Here is a 23292-nt window from a genome sequence, read left to right as displayed (position 1 = left end):
CCTCAATACCCTTCCTGTGTCGCTATCGCTAGCGTTGGATAAGCGGTTGAATTTTATTATCAATAGCTTCACGGGCGCGGAAAATACGTGAACGAACCGTACCGACCGGGCAATCCATGATCACAGCTATCTCTTCGTAGCTCAGGCCATCGAGTTCACGTAAGGTGATTGCCATACGCAAGTCTTCGGGTAACATCTCGATGGTACGAAAAACTATCTGTCTCAATTCTTCCGACAACATTAAGTTCTCAGGGTTCGAAATTTCTTTCAGCGCTCCCGCACTTTCAAAATTCTCGGCGTCGATAGCGTCCACATCGCTCGATGGTGGACGACGTCCCTGAGCAACCAGGTAATTTTTGGCCGTATTGACGGCAATCCGGTAGAGCCAGGTATAAAAAGCACTGTCGCCCCGAAAAGATTCCAGCGCACGATAGGCTTTAATAAACGACTCTTGCACTACATCAGGCACATCCCCTGACGGCACATAGCGGGAAACCAGACTGGCCACTTTATGCTGATAGCGAACTACCAGTAAGTTAAATGACTTCTGATCTCCCTTCTGCACTCGTTCAACGAGGACCTGATCCGTTAGCTGCTCGCTCATCCGAGGTAAGATCTCCCCAAACTTGTCTCCACGCGTAATCGCACTTCCAGCAATAACTCAATCATTATGAACAAGCATCCAGTCTGAGTCGCATTCATCGGAAAAGTTCCATTACGCCATTATATTTGTTGTGCCATCAGGGGACATCGACAAACCAGCACGCGTTTTTATGCATTCTCGCTGACCTGTGGGCCACTGCCTCTCTCTCACTCCCGGAACATCATCGCTCAGGAGCCTGATGACGCCCGCAGAGTAACGCAAGAAGCCAGTTTTTTCACCTTATAATCACGTCAACACGTGACAGTTCGCCAGAGTAAAGCCTGCCTGGTGCATTTACGTGATGTCACCAACGCCGTGAGGCTTGTTCAATTTTTGATTTAGCTCCCACTGTGGAGAGGGGCCAATAAAAAGCCTTTTTGCCTGGATAAGTGAGTGCTATGCTCAACAAACAATCTGTTTAGTAAATTAAACAACATGACTCTTTCTTCCGATTACAGCTGTGATGTGTTGATTATTGGTAGTGGCGCGGCGGGCTTATCACTGGCATTACGCCTGGCAGAGAAACATCAGGTCACCGTACTGAGTAAAGGTCCGGTCAGTGAAGGCTCAACGTTTTATGCCCAGGGCGGGATTGCCGCCGTGTTTGATGAAACAGACAGCATTGAGTCGCACGTTGAAGATACGCTGATTGCAGGGGGCGGCCTGTGCGATCGCGAGGCCGTCTCGTTTATCGCCAGTAATGCACGCCATTGTGTGCAGTGGTTGATTGATAACGGCATGCTGTTCGATAAAGAAACCCCGGTGGACAGCGAAGAACGCTATCACCTGACGCGTGAAGGCGGTCACAGCCATCGTCGCATTCTGCACAGCGCGGATGCCACCGGGAAAGCCGTGGAAAACACGCTGGTCAGCCAGGCGTTAAGTCACCCAAACATTACCCTGATTGAGCGCGGTAATGCTGTTGACCTGATCGTCTCCGATAAAATCGGCCTGCCTGGCGAGCGCCGCGTGGTGGGCGCTTACATCTGGAACCGTCAACGAGAAGCCGTAGAAACCTGCCGTGCACGTGCCGTGGTACTGGCCACCGGGGGGGCAGCAAAAGTCTATCAGTACACCACCAACCCAGATGTGGCCTCCGGGGACGGTATTGCGATGGCATGGCGCGCGGGCTGTCGGGTCGCTAATCTCGAATTCAACCAGTTCCATCCGACCTGCCTGTTCCACCCGGATGCACGTAACTTCTTGCTGACCGAGGCACTGCGTGGAGAAGGCGCGGTGTTAAAACGCCCGGATGGCAGCCGATTTATGCCCGACTTCGATGAACGAGGCGAACTGGCGCCACGCGATATTGTGGCACGCGCCATTGACCACGAAATGAAACGCCTTGGCGCTGACTGCATGTACCTGGATATCAGCCACCAGCCGCCGGAGTTCGTGCGCGCGCACTTCCCGATGATCTACGAGAAACTGCTGACACTGGGCATTGATCTCACCACACAGCCGATCCCGATTGTTCCGGCAGCGCACTACACCTGCGGCGGTGTCATGGTCGACCAGCAAGGGCGTACCGACCTTAACGGACTTTATGCTATTGGAGAGGTCAGTTATACCGGGCTGCATGGCGCCAACCGCCTGGCATCGAACTCGCTGCTGGAGTGCCTGGTGTACGGTTGGTCTGCGGCAGAAGACATCAATCAGCGCCTGCCTGCTGTTGAGAGGGTCGAGGGCCTGCCCGCGTGGGATGAAAGCCGCGTGGATGATTCCGATGAGCGCGTGGTCATCCAGCACAACTGGCATGAACTGCGGTTATTTATGTGGGACTACATGGGGATTGTACGCACCACGAAACGGCTGGAGCGCGCGCTGCGCCGCATCACGACGCTACAACAGGAAATTGACGAGTATTACGCCCATTTTCGCATTTCCAACAACCTGCTGGAGCTGCGTAACCTGGTGCAGGTCGCTGAGCTGATGGTACGCTGTGCAATGGCACGTAAAGAGAGCCGGGGCCTGCATTACACCCTCGACTATCCGGAAGCCCTGGGCGAGGCGTTACCAACGATTCTGGCGCCCTGATTAGCGGAACAGATAGAAATCGCGGGTCAGGCTGCAGTGAGCATCGGAATACTGATGGTCCGGCCCGCGTATCGTCATGCGATCCAGTAATTGCTCGCCCGGCTTGGGTGATAACGCCAGCAGCACCCGATTGGGCGGCCGGGTATCATTATCGGCAACATCAGTGCGAAAACGCAGATGCCAGCCGCGCTGTAAAGCCAACTCAACCAACTTACTTCCCGCCGACTCCGGCAGGATCACACAGAAGAAGCCCTCTTCCGCGATCAAGTTTTCCGCGCACACCAACAGCACATCATGCGTCAGATCGGTGGTATAGCGCGCCGAAGCCCGCTCAGGCGATGCACATTCCGACCCCGGTGAAAAATAAGGGGGGTTACTGACGATAAGCGAATAACGCTGATCGCAGCGCTGAGACCATTCGACAATATCGGCCTGGTGCACATGCACTCTTCCCGACCAGGGCGAGGCCGCCACATTTTCCTGCGCCTGCGCGGCCGCCATTTCATCCAGTTCAACGGCATCAATGTTCACTGACTCTGCCGTTCTCTGCGCCATCATCAACGCGATCAAGCCGCTGCCCGTGCCGATATCCAGCACTCGCTGTACATTCGCGACAGGGGTCCATGCACCGAGCAGCACACCATCGGTGCCGACTTTCATGGCACAGCGATCGTGGGCGACAAAAAACTGTTTGAAGGTGAATCCGTTGGCGCGGAGAATGGCTTTCTGTTGTGACATTTGACTGACCTGAAAGGGAAACGGCGCTAGCATAGGACAAACTGTGACGAAGGAAAAGTCATTAACTCCACACAAACAGATGAAGATCGTGTTCAATCTGTCTATAATCAGCGCCCCAAACTGAGGTAGACCATGACTGTAACCACTTTTTCCGAACTCGAACTAGACGAGAGCCTACTGCAAGCCCTGCAGGAGAAAGGCTACACGCGTCCTACTGCCATACAGGCAGAAGCTATTCCGGCAGCACTGGAGGGTCGCGACGTTCTGGGTTCGGCACCAACCGGTACAGGCAAGACTGCGGCCTACCTGCTGCCCGCATTACAGCATCTGCTCGACTTCCCGCGTAAGAAGTCTGGCCCGCCACGCATTTTAATCCTGACCCCAACGCGCGAACTGGCGATGCAGGTTGCAGACCAGGCGCGTGAAATGGCCAAACATACGCATCTGGATATTGCCACTATCACGGGTGGCGTTGCGTTTATGAACCATGCCGAAGTGTTCAGTGAAAACCAGGACATCGTGGTAGCGACTACCGGGCGTCTGCTGCAATACATTAAAGAAGAGAATTTTGACTGCCGTGCAGTTGAAACGCTGGTTCTCGATGAAGCCGACCGCATGCTGGATATGGGCTTTGCTCAGGATATCGAAACCATTGCGGCTGAAACCCGCTGGCGTAAGCAGACTTTGCTGTTCTCCGCCACGCTGGAAGGCGAAGCGATCAAAGATTTCGCCGAGCGCATTCTGAACGAGCCGATTGAAATTGAAGCCGACCCGGCGCGCCGTGAGCGTAAGAAAATCCAGCAGTGGTACTACCGCGCGGATGATATCAAACACAAAACTGCGCTGCTGATCCACCTGATGAAACAGCCGGAAGTGACCCGTTCAGTGGTCTTCGTGCGTAAACGTGAGCGTGTGCACGAGCTGTGTGGCTGGCTGCGTGAAGCAGGCATTAACACCAGCTATCTGGAAGGGGAACTGGTTCAGGCGAAGCGCAACGAAGCGATTAAACGTGTGGCTGAAGGTCGTGTAAACGTCCTGGTCGCAACCGATATTGCTGCACGCGGCATCGACATCGACGATGTCAGCCACGTGTTTAACTTCGATATGCCAGTGACCGCCGACACCTACCTGCACCGCATTGGCCGTACCGGCCGTGCAGGCAAAAAAGGTATCGCTATTTCACTGGTTGAAGCGCACGACAACATGCTGCTGGGCAGAATCATTCGTTACATCAAGGAGCCGCTGAAAGCGCGCACCGTTGATGAACTGCGCCCGGTCACGCGCGCACCCAGCGAAAAGCTGCAAGGCAAACCCTCGAAGAAAGTGTTAGCCAAGCGCAAGCAGTTAAAAGATAAAGAGAAGCAGGAAGAGAAGCCGCGCGTTAAAGAGCGTCATCGCGATGCCAAAAATGTGGGTAAACGTCGTAAGCCAACAGCAGCAAAAACTGACAGTGCTGAATAATCACACTGCATGACAAAAAACCGCCTTATTGGGGCGGTTTTTTATTGCCTGAAATTGACAGAAACAGGGGTCAGAGCAAGAAAACTCACGTTCTAATACAAATGAATAATTTTCGTTAGATCCCCGGCCTGTTAAAAACAGATTCTGCACAATGTAATCATGATGTTAATAAAAAAGGACCGAAGGTGTATTTTTCACCCCCGGCCCTTTTATCGTACCCCGTTCAGGCTTACAGGCTTTCAGTAAAGGTACGGGTAATCACATCTCGCTGCTGTTCTGGCGTCAATGAGTTAAAACGCACGGCATAGCCCGAAACACGGATAGTCAGCTGTGGGTATTTTTCCGGGTTTTTTACGGCTTCTTCCAGCGTTTCACGGCTCAGGACGTTCACGTTCAGATGCTGGCCGCCTTCCACGCGCACCTGCGGTTTCATTTCCAGTGGAATTTCACGATATTCGATCTGGCCAAGCTCGCTGACTGGCACGATCTGATCTTCGCTATAACCTGCTTTGGCACAAACGCAACGCGCTTCCGCTTTATCACTGTCCAGCAGCCAGAATGAATTCAGTAATGCACTGTTGGATGCTTGAGTAATTTGAATTCCGGTAATCATGTGAGTCGCCTCCCAGGCAATACGGCGCTGCTCTCATTTCCAGCGCCAGGTTGATGAAAAAAACCGTGATCTTCTGGGATCTGTATACCAGCACCAGAATGGTGTCTCCTTGATACAAATCAACCTGCGAGGAGGAATTTAAAGCCTGAAAACAGCAACTTTCTGTTTTATATCAATTTTATCAAATCAAAAAATTCTTCTTTTTTTGCAAATTTTCAACTTTATTTTAAGTATTACCTTGTGGCAAAGCGCGATAAGCTACGCACTTTGATGATGAGAAGGAGACGGTAATGGTCAATACCATGACCTGGCACGACGTGCTGGCCGAGGAAAAAGAGAAGCCTTATTTCAGGGAAACACTGGCAAAAGTCGCGGCAGAGCGCGCAGCCGGTAAGACCGTCTATCCACCGCATAAAGACGTTTTTAACGCATTTCGTCTCACTGAACTGGGCGAAGTGAAAGTGGTGATTTTAGGTCAGGACCCCTACCACGGTCCGAATCAGGCACATGGGCTGGCGTTCTCCGTTCTGCCTGGTGTTGCGGTGCCCCCTTCACTGGTGAATATGTATAAAGAACTGGTCACGGATATTCCTGGTTTTGAGCGACCAAAACACGGCTTTCTCGAAAGCTGGGCACGTCAGGGCGTGATGCTGCTCAACACCGTACTAACCGTGGAAGCGGGCCAGGCACATTCACATGCTAAATTCGGCTGGGAAACCTTTACGGATAATGTGATTGCGGCCATTAATCAGCATCGTGAGGGCGTGATATTTCTGCTGTGGGGCTCTCACGCGCAGAAAAAGGGCGCGATTATTGACCGTAACCGCCATCACGTACTACAAGCCCCCCACCCTTCCCCGCTCTCTGCGCATCGCGGTTTCTTCGGCTCTGCCCATTTTTCGAAAACCAATCAGTGGCTCAGTGAGCACGGCGAAACCCCCATTGACTGGGTTCCGCACTTACCTTCCGAGTAAGCTCGATTATCAGGGGGTATCAACCCCCTGCCAGGCACGGGCATCCCGTTCATTTACATTCCCACACGTAATAATGCGATTTTCGTCACAATTTTTTATCAAGATTTCCCTCTCCCTGCCGATCTGATCGGCTTCAGGGTGCATATTCATGCGCCCAAGATTGGCTGGTCCATTCAGGGGAGAAGAACGGATGTTATCCATGAAGAATATGAAAGTAGGTGTCCGTCTGGGCGCCGCCTTCGGCCTGGTGATACTGTTATTGATTATCGTTAGTGCCACAGCAACACTCAAAATTGGCAACATTAATCAGGCGGTAGACAGTATCGTCAGCGATCGTTATATCAAAGTCCGGCTGGCATTTGATGTACGCGATGGCGTCAACGAACAGATTAAATATTTGCGCGGTATGGTTCTGGATATTGCCCGTCCGGACAGTAACGTCAAACGGTTTAAGCAGCTCGATGGCGCGACGCAGAAAACCAATGCGGCGATTGAAAAAATCGCACAGTTGCAAAGCACTGAGATGGGGATTAAAAAAATCCAGGACGTCAAAGATGCCGCCCAGCGTTTTGAGAGTGATAAACAAGAACTGCTGACCCTCATCCGTGCAGGAGATGTTGCGCCGGCCACGGAATATGTACTGCGAAAAATCACCACCTCGCAGAATGCGTTTCTCGATATAGTGGTGAGTTTTGCGGATTCACAGTCCTCACAGTTGCAGGCTGAAGGAGCCAATGCCGTCAGTGATGGCACCACCGCCATTCACATCACGCTGATTTTCTCGCTACTGGCTATCGCTGCGGCGATGCTGCTCGGCTTCTTCTTAACCCGTTCGATTGTGCGCCCGCTGCGTGAAGCCGTCGGCATTGCTGAAAATGTTGCCGCTGGCGATCTGCGCACCACCATTCATGTCAACTCGACGGATGAAACCGGTCAGTTGATGCTGGCGCTGAAAAATATGAATGACAATCTGCTAAAAATTGTTAACGAAGTCCGTTCCGGTACGGACCTGATTGCCACGGCATCCAGTGAGATTTCAGCGGGTAATATGGATCTCTCCTCACGCACTGAGCAACAGGCCAGCTCCCTCGAAGAAACCGCCTCTGCGATGGAGCAGATTACCGCCACGGTGAAACAAAACGCCGATAACGCTCGCCAGGCCAACCAGTTAGCCGCTCAGGCCTCTCTGGTGGCGGTACAAAGCGGCGATGCGGTGAAGCAGGTGGTCAGCACGATGGAAATGATCAACGGATCATCGAAGAAAATCGTCGATATTATCAGTGTGATTGACGGTATTGCCTTCCAGACCAATATCCTGGCGCTGAATGCGGCGGTAGAAGCCGCCCGTGCAGGTGAGCAAGGGCGTGGTTTTGCCGTTGTGGCTTCAGAGGTTCGCAGCCTGGCACAGCGCTCGGCATCTGCTGCCAAAGAGATTGCACAGCTGATTCAGGATTCTGTTGCACGGGTGGATGAAGGTGGCCGCCAGGTCGCAAAAGCCGGGCTGACCATGGACGACGTCCTCAGCAGCGTGAAAAACGTGACCGGAATTATCGGTGAGATTACTATCGCCAGCGCCGAGCAAAGCAGCGGCATTGATGAGATCAACATGGCCATCACGCAGATGGATCAGGTGACTCAGCAGAATGCGGCGCTGGTGAATCAGTCGGCAGCGGCAGCCCAGTCAATGCAGGAACAGGCCGAACAACTGTCTCTGGCAATACGCGTGTTTAAGGTGAATGAACCCGCTTACCACTAATTCACCGGCAAAAAAATAGCCGCACTAGGCGGCTATTTTAAACAGGCAGACACAGGGGCGACCGGAAAAAAAGGTCCCCCCCTACAGCAATTAATTTTTAGCTTTCGATACTGCAACCATCGCCGGGCGCAGCAGGCGACCGTTCAGGGTATAGCCACGCTGCATCACCATCAGCACATGATTTGGCGCAACGTCTTCAGATTCCATCATAGACATTGCCTGATGGACTTCCGGGTTGAACGGCACGTTGATATCCCCCACCACTTCCACGCCAAACTTGCGCACAGCGCCCAGCAGGGATTTCATGGTCAGTTCGATGCCTTCAATCATAGCGGCCAACTCAGGATTGGATTTATCCGCCACTTCCAGCGCGCGTTCCAGGCTATCAATCACTGGCAACAGCTCGTTGGCAAATTTTTCCAGCGCAAATTTGTGCGCTTTTTCCACATCCAGTTCACTACGGCGACGGATGTTTTCGATCTCAGCCTGAGCACGAAGCTGTGCGTCACGCACACCGCCCAGTGACTCCGCCAGTTGGGCTTCCAGTTGTGCAATACGCTCATCCCGCGGGTCCACCACTTCTGCTGTCTCCGCGTCCTGGGTTTGCGCCTGCTCCATCTCAATTTCGTCTGAGACTTGCTCGTTAGGTGTGTTCTGTTCTTTACTACTCATGAATTTCTCCGCGTTTGTGCATATTCATCTCGCTGGTTCGCTTATTATGGGGATCAGAATCGCGGTTTCAAGGGAACCAGTCACATTGTCGGGGGAGTTTACCTCGTGAGGAATGCCAGGAACATGAATAACCACTTCAACTGCATCGGGATCGTCGGCCATCCACGCCATCCCACTGCACTAACCACCCACGAGATGCTCTATCGCTGGCTGACAGCGAGAGGCTATCAGGTGATTATTGAGCAGCAGATTGCGCGTGAGTTAAAACTGGAAGGCGTGCAGACCGGAACGCTGGCAGAGATTGGCCGCAAGGCCGACCTGGCGGTGGTGGTAGGCGGTGACGGGAATATGCTGGGCGCAGCAAGGGTGCTGGCACGTTACGATATTAAGGTCATCGGGATTAATCGCGGCAATCTCGGGTTTCTCACCGATCTCGATCCTGATAACGCTCAGCAGCAACTCGCTGACGTGCTGGAAGGAGAATACTTCATCGAGAGCCGCTTCCTGCTGGAAGCTCAGGTCTGCCGCCAGTCCGGCAGCCCGCGTATTGGTACGGCTATCAATGAAGTGGTGCTGCACCCGGGTAAAGTGGCACATATGATCGAATTCGAAGTGTACATTGATGAAAATTTCGCGTTTTCACAGCGTTCGGATGGCTTGATCATATCGACGCCGACCGGGTCGACGGCTTATTCACTGTCAGCAGGTGGCCCTATTCTGACGCCATCGCTGGATGCTATCGCCGTGGTACCGATGTTCCCCCATACCCTCTCGGCTCGCCCGCTGGTGATCAATAGCAGCAGTACGATTCGTCTGCGTTTTTCTCATATGCGCAGCGATCTGGAGATCAGTTGTGACAGCCAGATAGCACTCCCCATTCAACAGGGTGAAGATGTATTAATCCGGCGAAGTGATTACCACCTCAACTTGATACACCCTAAAAATTACAATTATTTCAACACGCTAAGCTCAAAGCTGGGTTGGTCAAAAAAATTATTCTAAAACTGCTGCCAGCGGGTTTACTGTTTATAAAACCAGTATATACTGTATGAAAAACCATATCTGTGTTTTCATACAGGAACACCATCATGCTGGCACAACTGACCATCAGTAACTTCGCGATTGTACGTGAGCTGGAGATCGACTTTCAGCGCGGAATGACGGCCATTACCGGTGAGACCGGCGCAGGTAAATCCATCGCTATCGATGCGCTAGGTTTATGCCTGGGGGGCCGGGCCGATGCAGATATGGTGCGCCAGGGTGCGGCACGCGCCGACATCTGTGCGCGATTCTCGCTGAAAGATACCCCCTCAGCCCAGCGCTGGTTAACCGACAATCAACTCGACGACGGCAATGAATGTCTGCTGCGCCGGGTGATCAGCAGCGATGGGCGTTCGCGTGGCTTTATCAACGGCACCGCCGTGCCTCTTTCACAGCTGCGCGATCTCGGCCAGGCGCTGATTCAGATCCACGGCCAACATGCTCACCAGCTCCTGCTCAAACCTGAACATCAAAAAAATCTGCTGGATGCCTATGCGGGCGAACCGTTGCTGATGCAAAACATGGCGCAACACTATCGCCAGTGGCATCAGAGCTGTCGCACCCTTGCCCAGCATCAGCAACAGTCACAGGAGCGTGAAGCCCGTCGTGAACTGTTGCAGTATCAGCTCAAAGAGCTGAATGAGTTCGCCCCGGTCAGCGGTGAATATGAGCAGATTGATGAAGAGTACAAACGTCTCGCGAACAGCGGTCAGCTCCTCTCCACCAGCCAGCAGACTCTGCTGATGCTGGCTGATGGCGACGATAACAATCTGCAAAGCCAGCTGTATAACGCACGCCAGCTGATGGCAGAACTGATTGAGATGGATGATAAGCTCAGCGGCGTCTTTGCCATGCTGGAAGAAGCCGCAATCCAGATCAGCGAGGCCAGTGATGAACTGCGCCATTATTGCGATCGGCTGGATCTCGATCCCAACCGTCTGCATGAACTGGAACAACGGCTGTCACGCCAGATCGGCCTCGGGCGTAAGCACCACATCGCTCCTGAAGAACTGCCGACTTTCTACCAGCAGCTACTCGCTGAACAGTTGTTGTTGGATCAGCAGGAAAGCGACCAGGATGAATTGAGCCAGGCCGTCAGCCTTCATTACGATGCTGCCCTCAACTGCGCACGGCAGTTGCATGAGCGCCGGGTTCACTTTGCTGATGAGCTTACCGGGTTAATTACCGAAAGTATGCATATGCTGTCGATGCCCCACGGGCGCTTTACAATTGATATCCAGTTCAACCCCGAGCATTTGACTGCGGAAGGCGCTGACCGCATTGATTTCCGCGTCAGCACCAACCCTGGCCAGCCGGTTCAACCGTTAGCGAAGGTCGCTTCCGGCGGGGAACTGTCACGTATTGCGTTAGCGATTCAGGTCATTACTGCACGTAAGATGGACACACCGGCGTTGATTTTCGATGAAGTGGATGTCGGTATCAGCGGACCCACCGCCGCGGTAGTCGGTAAAATGCTGCGTCAGTTGGGTGAGTCCACGCAGGTTATGTGCGTGACGCATCTGCCGCAGGTCGCTGGCTGTGGTCATCAGCATTTCTATGTCAGCAAAGAGACCGATGGCGCGATGACAGAGACGCATATGAAGCCCCTGGACAAGCGTGCACGCCTGCAAGAACTGGCGCGCCTGCTGGGTGGCAGCGAAGTCACACGCAACACGCTGGCGAACGCAAAAGAACTTTTAGCCGCGTGAAGATTGCACTTTTTTACCGGATTGTGGTCATATCGTTGCTTCGCAGAGGTTTTAAACTGCGGAAAGGTTTATTATCATCGGCAAGTTACGCTGGTATCATCATTGCACACTGATAAACCCGAAAGACCCGGAGCTGCGGTTTCAGGGGAAACGAATATAGCCACAAAGGAATAAACATTGATTATGCGCTGTAAAACGCTGACTGCTGCTGCGGTGGTTCTTCTGATGATGACCGCGGGTTGTTCCACTCTGGAGCGCGTGGTTTACCGCCCGGATATCAACCAGGGCAACTACCTGGTTGCGAACGATGTTGCTAAAATTCATACGGGGATGACCCAGCAGCAGGTTGCCTATACCCTGGGTACGCCGATGATGCATGATCCGTTTGGCAGCAACGTCTGGTATTACGTGTTCCGCCAGCAGCCAGGCCACGAGGCGGTGAAGCAGCAGACACTGACCCTGACCTTCGATCAGAGCGGCACACTGACTAACATTGATAACAAAGCTGCTCTGTCTGCTAACGCAGGCTAAAAGCAGGTTGTGAGCTCAACAAGATAAGGCGCAGATTGCGCCTTATTTTTTTGCCGCGCGTTCAGCACGCTGACGACGAAGATCTTTAGGGTCGGCGATCAGCGGACGATAGATTTCAATACGATCGCCGCTCTGTACCACATCATGCAGTTTCACCGCGCGACTGAAGATGCCTACTTTGTTTTCCTGCAAATCAATATCGCTGCGCAGAGCCAGCAGACCAGAAGCGACAATGGCCTGCTCAACGGTGCTGCCCTCTTCGACCTTTACGCTGTAAAGGTACTGTTTATCTGGCAATGCATACACCACTTCAACAGCGATATCAGGCACTGTACACCTCTTTCGCCCGCTGGGTGAAAGCCTGTACCATGCTGCTGGCCAGCTCTTTAAAAATACGGCCAAAAGCCAGTTCGACCAGCATATTGGTGAACTCGAAATCCAGATTTAACTCCACTTTGCAGGCTTCATCGCTCAACGCCGTAAAGCGCCAGCCGCCGCTCAGTTTGCGGAACGGGCCGTCAACGAGTTGCATATGGATGCTTTGGTTATCCGTCAGCGTGTTACGCGTGACAAATGTCTTACTGATTCCAGCTTTAGAGACATCCACCGAGGCCGTCATTTGATCAGAACTGGCATCCAGCACCCGGCTACCGGTGCACCCCGGTAAAAACTGCGGATAACTGTCAACATCATTCACTAAGCGGTACATTTGTTCCGCACTGTACGGCACCAGCGCCGAACGACTAATCTGGGACATATCGATTCCTGTCATTTTCTAAACATACCAATAATACCATCGCCGGCAATCAAACAAAAATTCTCTCCTGCTAACCATCTGCTAGAATAGGCTTTTCCCCCATGCCTGGCGCTACAGGGGATGCCATTAATCACTGCTTCATGTACACTAAGTGGCACTATGACAAAGAAAAAAGCACATAAACCCGGTTCCGCGACCATTGCCATGAACAAGCGCGCCCGCCACGAATACTTCATCGAAGAAGAGTTCGAAGCCGGGCTTTCGCTCCAGGGATGGGAAGTCAAATCTCTCCGCGCCGGTAAGGCCAACATCAGTGATAGCTACATCATGCTACGCGATGGCGAAGCCTACCTGTTCGGGTCAACTTTCCAGCCTCTGAGCGTCGCCTCATCGCATTATGTTTGCGATCCCACGCGCAGCCGTAAGCTGCTGCTGAAAAAGCGCGAGCTGGATAGCCTGATTGGTAAAGCCAATCGGGATGGTTTTACTATCGTTGCACTGTCGATGTACTGGAAGAATGCCTGGGCCAAGCTGAAGATCGGCGTGGCGAAAGGTAAGAAAGAGCACGACAAGCGCGATGACATTAAAGATCGTGAGTGGAAACAAGACAAAGCACGTATCATGAAGCACGCTAATCGCTAACCTACTGGTACAACGACAGGTTTTTCTGATATACTGCGAAACAGTACTTGGGGCTGATTCTGGATTCGACAGGATTTGCAAAGCCCTAGGAGCATGCCGAGGGGCGGTTTGCCTCGTAAAAAGCCGCAAAAAAATAGTTGCAAACGACGAAAACTACGCACTAGCAGCTTAATAACCTGCTTAGAGCCCTCTCTCCCTAGCTTCCGTTCTTAAGACGGGGATCAAGAGAGGTCAAACCTAAAAGAACTCGCGTGAATACCTTGCCTGGGGTTGAAGCGCTAAAATCTAATCAGGCTAGTTTGTCAGTGGCGTGTCCGTTCGCAGCTGACCGGCGAATGTAAAGATGGACTAAGCATGTAGTGCCGACGGTGTAGTAATTCTGGACGCGGGTTCAACTCCCGCCAGCTCCACCAAAATCTTCAATCGATGATTACCAGAGTCATCCGATAAAGTCTAAATAGCCCGCATGGCGCAAGCCCTGCGGGCTTTTTTGTGCCTGAGATTTGTCCCGGGAAGTCTGAAGCAAACTAATTAAATCCGAACCTTTTAGGCACCTTGTTAGGCACCTCATAAAGCATTATTGTTTTTGAGGTGCCTAAAACTATGGAAACCCGGCAATGGCAAGACAAACCAAACCTTTATCCGTCAAAGAAATCGAATCCGCCAAACCCAAGGAAGCGGACTACGTTCTCTACGATGGCGATGGCCTTGAGCTACTCATCAAATCCACCGGCAGCAAAATATGGCAGTTTCGCTACATTCGTCCTGTCACCAAGAAACGTGCAAAGAAGAGTATTGGCCCCTACCCGTCAGTTACCCTTGCTGATGCCCGAAACTATCGTGCAGAGTCTCGTTCTCTTCTGACGAAACAGATCGATCCTCAGGAGCATCAACAAGAACAACTGCGCAGTTCGCTTGAAGCTAAAACCAATACTTTCCAGCTCGTTGCTGAACGTTGGTGGAATGTAAAGAAAGCCAGTGTGACCGAGGACTATGCAGAAGATATCTGGCGCTCTCTTGAGAGAGATATCTTTCCTGCGATTGGTGACGTCATCGTTACAGATATTAAAGCTCATACTTTGGTTCAGGCCGTTCAACCGGTTCAGGCCAGAGGAGCGCTTGAAACCGTCCGACGCCTGTGCCAACGAATCAATGAGGTCATGGTTTATGCTCAAAATACTGGCCTAATTGATGCGGTTCCTAGCGTCAATATTGGCAAAGCCTTTGAAAAGCCTCAGAAGAAGAACATGCCAAGCATCCGCCCGGATCAGTTACCTCAACTCATGCAGACTATGCGTACCGCCAACATTATCCAGTCAACACGATGCTTGTTCATGTGGCAGCTTCTTACAATCACTCGCCCAGCCGAAGCAGCTGAGGCTCGCTGGGATGAAGTGGATCTGGAAGCGCGAGAATGGAAAATCCCCGCATCACGGATGAAAATGAACCGTGACCATACTGTTCCCTTGTCAGATGAAGCAGTGGCTGTTCTGGAGTTGATGAAGTCGTTAAGCGGCAACCGGGAATTTATCTTCCCTAGTCGTATCAAGCCCAACCAGCCAATGAATAGCCAAACCGTAAACGCTTCACTGAAACGTGCAGGTTTTGGTGGTGTGCTTGTTTCGCATGGGCTTAGATCAATTGCCAGTACGGCACTTAATGAACAAGGCTTTCCGCCTGATGTTATTGAGGCAGCACTTGCCCATGTGGATAAGAATGAAGTACGTCGTGCGTATAACCGCAGCGATTACCTTGAGCAGCGACGGCCAATGATGCAGTGGTGGGCTGACTTTGTTAAAGCTGCTGATAATGGAAGTATGATTGGGGGTGGCATGAAAGGAATGCGACTTATCGGATGAGATATACCAGCTCAAATTTGAGCTGGTATATCAAATGGTACAAGTAAAAGCCTATTAAGCAGTTACAGATGTGCCACAGATGCATTAGAAAAAACGCAGGTAGTTAGTAATTAGTGCCAAATCACATACTCTTGGTAAAGTAGTTGAATGGTTCTATTCCTGATCGCCATGCAAATAAAGCTCTAGTTATGAACGAAACTGCGCTTCTTTTGCTAATCGTTGCATGTTGAGAGAATTAGTTGCCAATCCTGCTCGATTAAAACGGTATCGCATGTATGCTGAAATATCTTCCTCATGTGACGACACGATGAGCTGGCAATGTTTTAGCTCACAGCGAAGCAAGTCGGTCAGTGATGCTATGTTCACCTCATCCAGAGACTGAGAGGGGTCGTCAATGAGAATAAGCGGTACATCTGCATAAACTTTATTGAGCGACAGGAAGAAGGCAAGGCTAAGTGCTGAGACTTGACCTGTACTCATCGACATAACTGCATCATGGTCTGACTTTTCCGCTGTCAGGAACCTTAGTTGCTTGCCATCTCGACTCTCAATGAACAATCCAAGACCTCGCTGGTAGTTCTGGATAAGTCGCCCACTGTAGATATGGAAAATAAGCTCAATTTCCGAAATGGTCTGATCAGCATATTTTTGCTCCGCTTTGACTAAAGTCGCACGCAGCTTGTTGACCTTATCTTTGGCTTTTTCTGCTGCTGCGTTCTCGCGTTGAATTTTTTGGAGATCTTCCAAGCATTTTTTAAGCCTTCCACTTTGCGCTTCATTAGCCTTTATCTTGATATATAACTCTTTATCTTTTAAATCTTGTGGTACGCAGATGTAGAAGTCCTGTATATCCTTGAACACCGCATGGATGGTCTGGTGCCAGTCTTCGGGTAAAGCAAACATCTCGTCTGTTTTCTTAGCACGCATCAAATTGCATAACTCTTCTAGCCTAGCTTCAACAACTGTTTTGTCGTTGCTGAAAGTGTATGTGATTTGAATACCCTCGGCTGTGAGCCGTTCAGCTAGTTGCTGGATTGCGACTAAACGTGGTTTAGCTGCTGTCAAAGTTTTATACAGCGTGTCGTCGAACTTAAGCTTCAAGATCGCTTCACGCTCCGCAATGCCTGCCTCAATGATGGCGAGTTCAGAGGTCATCGATGTAATCAAACTTACTAATTTTTTACCATCAGTGCCCAAGGTATCAGCAATTATCTGGGCTCTTTCCTCAATGGCTTTGAGCATCAACTGGTGGGTTTGCCAGTTGTTACCGCATAATGGGCAAAGCTGGTCTTCCGGGTAAAGCTTAGCGTGTTCATCAATTAGTTGTTGCTTCAAGCGAGATAATTCGGCTGCAGCGCTATCATTGATTGTATTTTCTTTTTGAAGACCATTACGTTCAGTAATCTTCGTTTCAAACCACTCAAGCCGATTCGGCAGCCACCCCTTCAACGTACGTGCCTGCTCAACCGTAATGACTGAAGCTCCCATTTTGATGATGGCTTTAGCTGTGGTGTGTTGATCGAGTTCCTTTTTCGATTCTTCCAGCTCTTCAAGCTTGTTGATATCCGCCCCCATACGAGCCAAGCTATTAAGTAACTCCATGTGCGTATTAACATCAGCTTCTATAGTTTCATTATTAGCCCTGATACGAATAGCTGCTTTCTGAGCAAGAAGGTCGCTTAGTTTGCGTATTGAATCCAATAATTGAGTGTGAAAGTCTTGAGCATATGTAGGAAAGACATTCTCCTTATCCCAAGCGGGTTCATACTCAGCAGTCGATACTTTTTTATATTCAACTCTTCCTAAATCTGCTTGAACCATTGCACGCAAGGTAGTGCACTCGTTGTTAAGGGAATCCTGGTCTGCATTGCGTTTCTCATCGCCTAAATACTTGGTGATTTTTGCCGAAACAGATCGGCAGTTTTCAATTTCAGCGGCGATATCACTAATATTAAATAAGCTCCCTAGCTTATCTTTACGCTCATCTACACGAGTATGAAGCAGCTTATTTTGCCCTTGTTCTAAATAATTCAAAAATGAGAAATTCTCCCTAAAATTTCTCCCAAAAATATCATCAAGAAACTCGTCATTACGTTTATTGGATTCTATATAGGCTTTAGAGTCAAAATCTGGCAATTCATAAAGTAAAAAGTGTTTAAATTTATCAGCACGGTTGTTCGCTTTAGTTTCGAACGTCTTACGAGGCGTATGTCTAGCTAACACTAACTTGCGTTCGCCGTCTGAAAATTCGATTTTTATCGATAGATCTTTCTTACCTGAACGAATATTCCAGAACAGATTATCATCATAATTTGTTTTACTTTTTGTCATTAATGTCGAGAAAAGATTGTCTATTCTCTTTATCTGGCCTGTAAGCAGCAACTCGACCGCATCGAAAATACTAGTCTTACCGTATCCATTTGGCCCATCTAGAGTCAATAGAGAAGAAGTGCCTAAATCTAGATCGATGTGCTTAAACGCTTTAAAGCAAGAAATTTCAATTCGGATTATTTTCCAACTCATTGTTAATCAACTCCTTGATAATTTCGTCGGCATTATTTGTAGTAAGCTTCTGAATAATTTCATATATTTCCACTAATCCCTCTTCTGCGACAGCTTCACTAGCCTGTAGGCGCAAGGAGACGAGTTTCTCTCTTGTGAATGGAAGTTCGAGAAATGGAAGTTTGATGAAAATCTTTGCAGCTACACTGTATTGTGTTGCAGCCAGTGGTTCACTCTTATAATTAATGAACTGACTCTTGTCCGATATCGTGGCCGCTAGCTTTTCAAATGAATAATCTTGAATTGCGGTTTCTTCGGTATCGCTATAGTACAGAATATATTTTTTGAAAAAGTGAGGGTCTTCTTCAATTGCGAATATTTGTTCCTCGAAGTCTTTGAACTCTGCTAATTTTTTTAGACGGTGAACACAGATAAGATCGCAGTTCTTTTTAAAGGTTGGATGATTAATAAAAGACTCTGGCACCGATTGGTTGATAACGGCATTTAATGCTGCAGGGTTCGTAAGCTCATCCAACCTATGTAAGATCGCAAACCTGATAGCAGAACCGAATTCACGAATGTAGAATCCCGTCAGTTCTGTCTCATGCTCTTTTTTGAAATCATGAGCGATTAATGCCTCATCAATAATTTTATTTATCATTCAGTCTAGCCTCTGCGTCTTCTTTACTCATTATGCTTAGGCAAAATGATTTAGTGAAATTACTATCGATGCGATCTTTAACCTCCTGATCGCTTAGATCATCTGAATCGGTGTATTTGGTATTAATCGTAAAAGACTCACAAGACCTGCATGCAATTAGATGGTTGTACTCGAATAGCAGTTTACGAAGTTCCCCGTTGCTTTCCATTTCTCCCACCAAATCAGACGTACAACCTTCTCGGTCATCAATCAAAGGCAGGTCAAGGGCAGTAGGAAGATAAAACTTTTTTTCACCATCTAAGTAGTGAGGAAATAATTTTAGAATGGGCTCAATATTCATGGCTTCAATCAGCCCGGAATAACGCCTAATATCTGCTTTTTGAAGGCTTGAAAATCGCTCAGAAGGCTTCATTAATTGACAGAGCGTCTTCATTTCACTGGTCTCCGTAATCCGAATGTGCTCGAAGAGACGCCGAGCTCTGGCATACGTTTTATCACTCATACTAGGCAATGCTTGGTCAAGTCTATCTTCAAGGTAGCTGTGTAGCCTAGCCTTCAGATCAACAGCATAGTACTCAGTGCTGTTATAAGGATTCCGGATCAATATGTCATCTAATAAAAGCTGCGCAACAATCCTGCTTTCGTAAGCAGCTTTGTTGGCTTTTTTACGATCATCTTGAACTAAGCGGTGTATTGCTACTGCTTTGGAACTAATTTTTTCGGAGAGGAGGCAGTAGTTATAATGTAAAAGATTCTCACTTAGAGTAACTGATTTGCTGATACAGATCTGCGTGATAAGCTCTTTTGTCAATTTTTCGATTTCGCCCAAACCACAATACTTATTCTTACCATAGACGTAGAATTGGACGTTTTCTCCATTTGTTCCAGTATAATCGCTAGTATCGTTTAACGGCACGGAAACATGAAAATAACGAGAAATCCCCACGGTTCTGTCAAATTCGATAGCTGCAGATTTTTCCAAAGCTTCAGCATAGCCGCTACGGTAACTACTAATCTTAGCCTTTACTTGATGAGCGCTAACTAAAGTACCGTGTTTATAAATAGCAAAATCGTCACTACTGTCCAATTGGAGCTCAAAATCTACATCGCCTTGACTTATTAGCTTGAGGCAGTGGTAGAGCGCAACTTTTCCTTGGTAAACGTACCCGCTCCATGTAGATACAGCGGTAGCAGGATATTTTTCAACCTGTGCATTACTCACATTGCTCACCTCGCCAATTATTTTACTTCTATTGAATTTAGTCTCGGCGTAATCGCATAAACCTTATTCGACGCATCTAATCCCGAAACTCAGTTGAGGAAATGTTCCATATCAGCGCCTTCCCCCTCATAAAAGTCAACTCGGTGAAATTCTGCTTGAACACATCCTCCCTTCTTAATTTTTTTGCTCATCACTATCATCATCAACCACTTCCCAACGTGGAGCCCTGTATCGAAAAGCCTGATAGCGAGGCAAAGAAAAATCTATTTAAATCAGCACATTCAAATAATATCATCAAAATCAGAGTGCGTCTGACGCTCATTAAAAATTTTATGCAATTGGACACGGCTCAAGATATTCTTGTTTGCGTAGGAAAACTCAAGTTTCTCAACCATATCAAAACCACGCCTCACTGCGGCTGAAAGACTTTGCAAGAGGGATTCATTAAGATCTTCTTGGCTTGAAGCCAAATCTAGCTCTTCAGTCATTCTAGCTACCACACCCATGATAAAAGACAGGCCTCTTGGAATGAAAGTTGAAATAAGTTCACGGGCTCGCGGGCACATTTTCACAGTTTCGGACTTACCATTTGGATCGCCACCAAGGCTTATTTCTATAGCGTTAAGTGGTTTGCCGGTAACCCATGCCTTTAAACCTGGAGTAAGAGCACTGAGAACAGCAGAATTTACAGGATATGTGACTGATTTTCCTACGGCCGCGTTCGCAGAGCGATATACATCTCGTAATAGATATTCGCGCGCGCTCGAGTCATCTTTAAGCCAATCGATCGTCCAATCAATCCAGCCTTCAATTGTGGTGGACAAAGAACCTTTCTCTTCCAGCAGACGAGCCCTAAGCCGCCCAAGTAAATCAAGAGGTAAGCCACTTTGCGAAGCTATTAATACAACTTTAGCATCGGGAGTGTCTTCCACTGCCTTCCTCGTTTGCTGCCAAAGTTCCTCGACCTTTTCGTTATATTCTTTTTGTTCAGAATGTTTGATGGCAAGGAAAGCACTCAACGATCGTGACATTAAATTGTTTGGCGGTATCACTTCTGCACCGGCAGCTGTAAGAGCTGCGAGTCGGTTGATTGTATAAGTGACTTCCCGATCTTTTAGCTCTCCCTCCATTACCCGGTCAAGAACTATGCCCAACGGATCTGTTATGGCAACGCAGCGATCATCCTCCGGCAGCACTGATGCAAGCTTTTTCTTTAATGGCTCATTTAATGTTTTTTTATGAATAAATTTGATTATAGGTTCAGGAATAAGGATAACAATACCATTAGCAAGATGTCCTGCCCGCCCTGCTCGTGCTGCCGCATTTAATAACTCATGGGCCTCAAGTTCTTCGCGGTCACCTGGATTTTCACCGGCTCGTTTATCTCCAGCAAGTATAGCCAAATGAGCGGGAAGATTTAGTCCCTGTGCAAGGGTCGGCGTAGCTACAATCACGCGTGCGCCGTCAATACGTCGAAAAAGTTTCTCAGAAAGAGAACGCTCTAGCCGAAGCATGGTTGAATTATGTGGAACTGCACCAAAATTCGTCTCATCGAAAATAGAGTGCTTTGAATCGCCTAACTCCTGTACCAGCGCTTCCCAAAGAGCCCGCTCACTTTCATTCAAAACAACGACCTGCCCAAGCTCACTAGCAATATTTCGGGCAACCCCAATCGCGTCAGCTTTTGTGTTAACAAAAACGATTGTTTTGAGGCCGCTGTTATTAGCACTAACTGCTATATTTGCAGCGATGCCATTGGCATTAGGAGTCGCCCAAACACTTCCATTGTCAAAGCCGCCAGCAAGTTGCAGGGGAACATTAGCGATAGAGGTGAACGCAAATGAATCGGGTGTGGATATCCAATTATGTTGTAAACCCCAGACAACATAGGGCTTGCCCAGAATTTCACGCTTCGCTCCTACACGCAAAGTCTTTGCTTTTTTGCCTTTTTCTTCATTTAGATTCTTCTGTTTCTTCAAGGCGCGCTTAATGGATTCATTGATTTCACACTCTTCATAGACAACAACACCTCTTGCCTGACGACTGGGCTTCCAAAGTAAGTCGACTGACTTACATGGACGATGAGTCAGATCAGCAATCCATTCAGCAAATTGAGGACCATTTTTAAGCATTGCCGACAAGAACAGCATATCTGCATTGGGGGATGCAGCGCTAAACGCCAACAGGCATAGCATTCCATCCAGAGCTCGACCGATCTTTCCCGACTGAGGGCTCAAAAGGTGACATTCGTCAAAGACGAGAAGGCCAACTTTCTGAAATGAGGTGGCTGAAAATGACAGCATGGCTAGACACCGCTCAGGCGTCATCACCTCTATGTCCTGTAATTGGGCATCATCTAGAAGTAAGGAATCAAAATCACTAGATACTTCGAGACCAAACTCATCCTGTGGGAAGATCGCCTGAAGATCTTCAGTTAACTGTTCCACAAGAGCATGAGTAGGAGCCAAGAAAATAACTTTCTTACCGCGTGAGAGTGTTCCGGCAATCTTAAGCGCACTGACAGTTGTTTTCCCTGCGCCAGTGGGTAGGACTAGGACAGCTGATGTGCCCGTTTGATAGAAATCTTCTTTGATAGCTTCTCGATGATTCTGCCAAACGAAAGGCATGTCAACAGCGCGTATACCTAGCCACTTTTTCCAAATAGCATTATCAGCCCCATCTGGTGGGGATAGCTTGGTTAGAGCCGATTTTTCGATCGCATCTGCCGCAGAAAGCAGAAGTGAAGCTAAATGTGCCGGTCCAGAATATACTGTTAGCAATTCACCATCGAGCGAATCTCTTAGATTGTAATTAGTTTGGGATGATAATTCGATAACGCAGCGAAATGCTTCTTGCGCGTTCTTAAATCGTTTCGGTACGGCTTCAGGTATTTCCGCGGACATCATGTCTACAGCTAACAGTTCGATGCCTTCAGAAAGAGTGGCAGCAAGAAGCCGAAGTGCCCGCCTTTGAATCGCTCCTTTACCTGCCTTCAGCAACCGCCAACTATTTGCGCGCTTGAGGATCGAGTCTAAGCGCCCGCGAACAAGGTCTCTAATATGATCCACAAGGACTTTTATTTCAACTGGACCTCTACCAGCAGGGATTGCAGCCGCAGCCTCATTTGCATCTGCATACTGTTCAGCCGCAAGGAAAAGCACGGCTGCAGCAATAGATGCATCCACTCTATCACGGTCGAGGAGAGGCGCATCGCTATTTCCAGACTCACTGGACCGCCTAGAAATAATCTGTTGGGCTGTACCTGCCACGAATGCTGAGGCTCGGCGTAAAGCGGGATCCTCCTCGAGAGAAGCTATGATTTCATATGCATCAGCGATACGATCGAGAGACCAATGCTCCGTTTCGGGCCCGATTTGTTCTTTTCCCTTAAGTCTCGCGGATACAAGTTCAGCGTAATGCCGCGTCAGCAACTGCGGTATCTGACTCGCATTAAGTTCGGGCAGGTCGGGTGCT

19 protein-coding genes and 1 other RNA gene are annotated in these 23292 nt (G+C 49.2%); 10 read left to right on the top strand and 10 right to left on the bottom strand.

Translation table 11 applies throughout. The annotated features are described in order from the left end of the window. Positions 1 to 28 precede the first annotated feature (28 nt). On the bottom strand, positions 29 to 604 hold the full coding sequence (gene rpoE / locus FY046_RS17785; protein WP_062744587.1) for an RNA polymerase sigma factor RpoE: 576 nt from the start codon (positions 602 to 604) through the stop codon (positions 29 to 31). Positions 605 to 1078: 474 nt separating this feature from the next. On the opposite strand from rpoE, the gene nadB reads away from it, so the two are divergent. Beyond that, on the top strand, positions 1079 to 2680 hold the full coding sequence (gene nadB, locus FY046_RS17780) for an L-aspartate oxidase (RefSeq protein ID WP_133845828.1): 1602 nt from the start codon (positions 1079 to 1081) through the stop codon (positions 2678 to 2680). Here the strand turns inward: nadB and trmN are convergent, their stop codons facing one another. Beyond that, positions 2681 to 3418, bottom strand: a complete 738-nt coding sequence (trmN, locus tag FY046_RS17775) for a tRNA(1)(Val) (adenine(37)-N(6))-methyltransferase TrmN (protein ID WP_446186331.1) — start codon at positions 3416 to 3418, stop codon at positions 2681 to 2683. 132 nt (positions 3419 to 3550) lie between these two features. Here trmN and srmB point away from each other — a divergent pair, with 132 nt between their 5' ends. Further along, positions 3551 to 4879, top strand: coding sequence for an ATP-dependent RNA helicase SrmB (gene srmB / locus FY046_RS17770; protein WP_133845826.1), 1329 nt, complete (start codon positions 3551 to 3553; stop codon positions 4877 to 4879). Between the two features lie 229 nt (positions 4880 to 5108). On the opposite strand, the gene grcA is transcribed toward srmB, so the two are convergent. After that, a complete protein-coding gene (gene grcA / locus FY046_RS17765) occupies positions 5109 to 5492 on the bottom strand; it encodes an autonomous glycyl radical cofactor GrcA (protein ID WP_133845825.1) in 384 nt (127 codons plus the stop codon). A 290-nt stretch (positions 5493 to 5782) separates the two neighbouring features. On the opposite strand from grcA, the gene ung reads away from it, so the two are divergent. Together ung and FY046_RS17755 are read left to right on the top strand one after the other, a co-directional pair. Next, positions 5783 to 6466, top strand: coding sequence for a uracil-DNA glycosylase (ung, locus tag FY046_RS17760; protein WP_446186330.1), 684 nt, complete (start codon positions 5783 to 5785; stop codon positions 6464 to 6466). A gap of 190 nt (positions 6467 to 6656) precedes the next feature. Further along, entirely contained in the window at positions 6657 to 8222 is a 1566-nt protein-coding gene (locus tag FY046_RS17755) for a methyl-accepting chemotaxis protein (RefSeq protein ID WP_339507024.1), read from the top strand. Between the two features lie 90 nt (positions 8223 to 8312). Here FY046_RS17755 and grpE read toward each other — a convergent pair whose 3' ends face one another. Further along, positions 8313 to 8894, bottom strand: coding sequence for a nucleotide exchange factor GrpE (gene grpE, locus FY046_RS17750; protein WP_159338557.1), 582 nt, complete (start codon positions 8892 to 8894; stop codon positions 8313 to 8315). 123 nt (positions 8895 to 9017) lie between these two features. Here grpE and nadK point away from each other — a divergent pair, with 123 nt between their 5' ends. The 3 genes from nadK to bamE all read left to right on the top strand — a co-directional run bounded on the left by nadK (position 9018) and on the right by bamE (position 12175). Next, entirely contained in the window at positions 9018 to 9896 is an 879-nt protein-coding gene (nadK, locus tag FY046_RS17745) for an NAD(+) kinase (protein WP_133845821.1), read from the top strand. Between the two features lie 86 nt (positions 9897 to 9982). After that, positions 9983 to 11644, top strand: coding sequence for a DNA repair protein RecN (recN, locus tag FY046_RS17740; RefSeq protein WP_133845820.1), 1662 nt, complete (start codon positions 9983 to 9985; stop codon positions 11642 to 11644). A gap of 183 nt (positions 11645 to 11827) precedes the next feature. Further along, entirely contained in the window at positions 11828 to 12175 is a 348-nt protein-coding gene (bamE, locus tag FY046_RS17735; protein WP_133845819.1) for an outer membrane protein assembly factor BamE, read from the top strand. Positions 12176 to 12217: 42 nt separating this feature from the next. Here the strand turns inward: bamE and FY046_RS17730 are convergent, their stop codons facing one another. Both FY046_RS17730 and FY046_RS17725 read right to left on the bottom strand, forming a co-directional pair. Then, the gene (locus tag FY046_RS17730; RefSeq protein WP_159338559.1) at positions 12218 to 12505 is read right to left on the bottom strand and encodes an RnfH family protein; all 288 of its coding nucleotides are present in this window, start codon (positions 12503 to 12505) and stop codon (positions 12218 to 12220) included. Then, a complete protein-coding gene (locus FY046_RS17725; protein WP_133845817.1) occupies positions 12498 to 12932 on the bottom strand; it encodes a type II toxin-antitoxin system RatA family toxin in 435 nt (144 codons plus the stop codon). Before FY046_RS17725 ends, FY046_RS17730 begins: the two co-directional genes overlap by 8 nt. A gap of 159 nt (positions 12933 to 13091) precedes the next feature. Here FY046_RS17725 and smpB point away from each other — a divergent pair, with 159 nt between their 5' ends. The 3 genes from smpB to FY046_RS17710 all read left to right on the top strand — a co-directional run bounded on the left by smpB (position 13092) and on the right by FY046_RS17710 (position 15433). Beyond that, positions 13092 to 13574 (top strand): SsrA-binding protein SmpB, encoded by a 483-nt coding sequence (gene smpB, locus FY046_RS17720; protein ID WP_133845816.1) that lies wholly within the window; start codon positions 13092 to 13094, stop codon positions 13572 to 13574. Positions 13575 to 13623: 49 nt separating this feature from the next. Continuing rightward, positions 13624 to 13987, top strand: a transfer-messenger RNA (tmRNA) gene (ssrA, locus tag FY046_RS17715). Positions 13988 to 14191: 204 nt separating this feature from the next. Next, the gene (locus FY046_RS17710; protein ID WP_413453760.1) at positions 14192 to 15433 is read left to right on the top strand and encodes an integrase; all 1242 of its coding nucleotides are present in this window, start codon (positions 14192 to 14194) and stop codon (positions 15431 to 15433) included. A 186-nt stretch (positions 15434 to 15619) separates the two neighbouring features. Here the strand turns inward: FY046_RS17710 and FY046_RS17705 are convergent, their stop codons facing one another. From FY046_RS17705 to FY046_RS17690, 4 genes are all read right to left on the bottom strand, one after another. Continuing rightward, the gene (locus FY046_RS17705) at positions 15620 to 17956 is read right to left on the bottom strand and encodes an AAA family ATPase (protein ID WP_446186329.1); all 2337 of its coding nucleotides are present in this window, start codon (positions 17954 to 17956) and stop codon (positions 15620 to 15622) included. Next, positions 17931 to 18596 (bottom strand): ABC-three component system middle component 1, encoded by a 666-nt coding sequence (locus tag FY046_RS17700; RefSeq protein WP_446186328.1) that lies wholly within the window; start codon positions 18594 to 18596, stop codon positions 17931 to 17933. Before FY046_RS17700 ends, FY046_RS17705 begins: the two co-directional genes overlap by 26 nt. Further along, a complete protein-coding gene (locus FY046_RS17695) occupies positions 18586 to 19818 on the bottom strand; it encodes an ABC-three component system protein (protein ID WP_136374704.1) in 1233 nt (410 codons plus the stop codon). Before FY046_RS17695 ends, FY046_RS17700 begins: the two co-directional genes overlap by 11 nt. Positions 19819 to 20099: 281 nt before the next feature. After that, positions 20100 to 23249: a DEAD/DEAH box helicase gene (locus tag FY046_RS17690; protein ID WP_446186327.1), complete on the bottom strand. Its 3150-nt coding sequence runs from the start codon at positions 23247 to 23249 to the stop codon at positions 20100 to 20102. Positions 23250 to 23292: the final 43 nt, after the last annotated feature.

The organism is Erwinia sp. 1181_3 (assembly GCF_052824965.1).
The sequence above is the reverse complement of the archived record's forward strand: the minus strand, read 5'-3'. Positions and strand labels throughout refer to the sequence as shown.

What these genes read in the sequence shown, in the direction of transcription:
- FY046_RS17700 (WP_446186328.1), bottom strand. Translation starts at nt 18,596, where the DNA reads ATGATAAATAAAATTATTGATGAGGCATTAATCGCTCATGATTTCAAA.
- FY046_RS17725 (WP_133845817.1), bottom strand. Translation starts at nt 12,932, where the DNA reads ATGTCCCAGATTAGTCGTTCGGCGCTGGTGCCGTACAGTGCGGAACAA.
- nadK (WP_133845821.1), top strand. Translation starts at nt 9,018, where the DNA reads ATGAATAACCACTTCAACTGCATCGGGATCGTCGGCCATCCACGCCAT.
- ung (WP_446186330.1), top strand. Translation starts at nt 5,783, where the DNA reads ATGGTCAATACCATGACCTGGCACGACGTGCTGGCCGAGGAAAAAGAG.
- FY046_RS17710 (WP_413453760.1), top strand. Translation starts at nt 14,192, where the DNA reads ATGGCAAGACAAACCAAACCTTTATCCGTCAAAGAAATCGAATCCGCC.
- trmN (WP_446186331.1), bottom strand. Translation starts at nt 3,418, where the DNA reads ATGTCACAACAGAAAGCCATTCTCCGCGCCAACGGATTCACCTTCAAA.
- bamE (WP_133845819.1), top strand. Translation starts at nt 11,828, where the DNA reads ATGCGCTGTAAAACGCTGACTGCTGCTGCGGTGGTTCTTCTGATGATG.
- smpB (WP_133845816.1), top strand. Translation starts at nt 13,092, where the DNA reads ATGACAAAGAAAAAAGCACATAAACCCGGTTCCGCGACCATTGCCATG.
- grcA (WP_133845825.1), bottom strand. Translation starts at nt 5,492, where the DNA reads ATGATTACCGGAATTCAAATTACTCAAGCATCCAACAGTGCATTACTG.
- srmB (WP_133845826.1), top strand. Translation starts at nt 3,551, where the DNA reads ATGACTGTAACCACTTTTTCCGAACTCGAACTAGACGAGAGCCTACTG.
- nadB (WP_133845828.1), top strand. Translation starts at nt 1,079, where the DNA reads ATGACTCTTTCTTCCGATTACAGCTGTGATGTGTTGATTATTGGTAGT.
- FY046_RS17755 (WP_339507024.1), top strand. Translation starts at nt 6,657, where the DNA reads ATGTTATCCATGAAGAATATGAAAGTAGGTGTCCGTCTGGGCGCCGCC.
- recN (WP_133845820.1), top strand. Translation starts at nt 9,983, where the DNA reads ATGCTGGCACAACTGACCATCAGTAACTTCGCGATTGTACGTGAGCTG.
- grpE (WP_159338557.1), bottom strand. Translation starts at nt 8,894, where the DNA reads ATGAGTAGTAAAGAACAGAACACACCTAACGAGCAAGTCTCAGACGAA.
- FY046_RS17705 (WP_446186329.1), bottom strand. Translation starts at nt 17,956, where the DNA reads ATGAGTTGGAAAATAATCCGAATTGAAATTTCTTGCTTTAAAGCGTTT.
- rpoE (WP_062744587.1), bottom strand. Translation starts at nt 604, where the DNA reads ATGAGCGAGCAGCTAACGGATCAGGTCCTCGTTGAACGAGTGCAGAAG.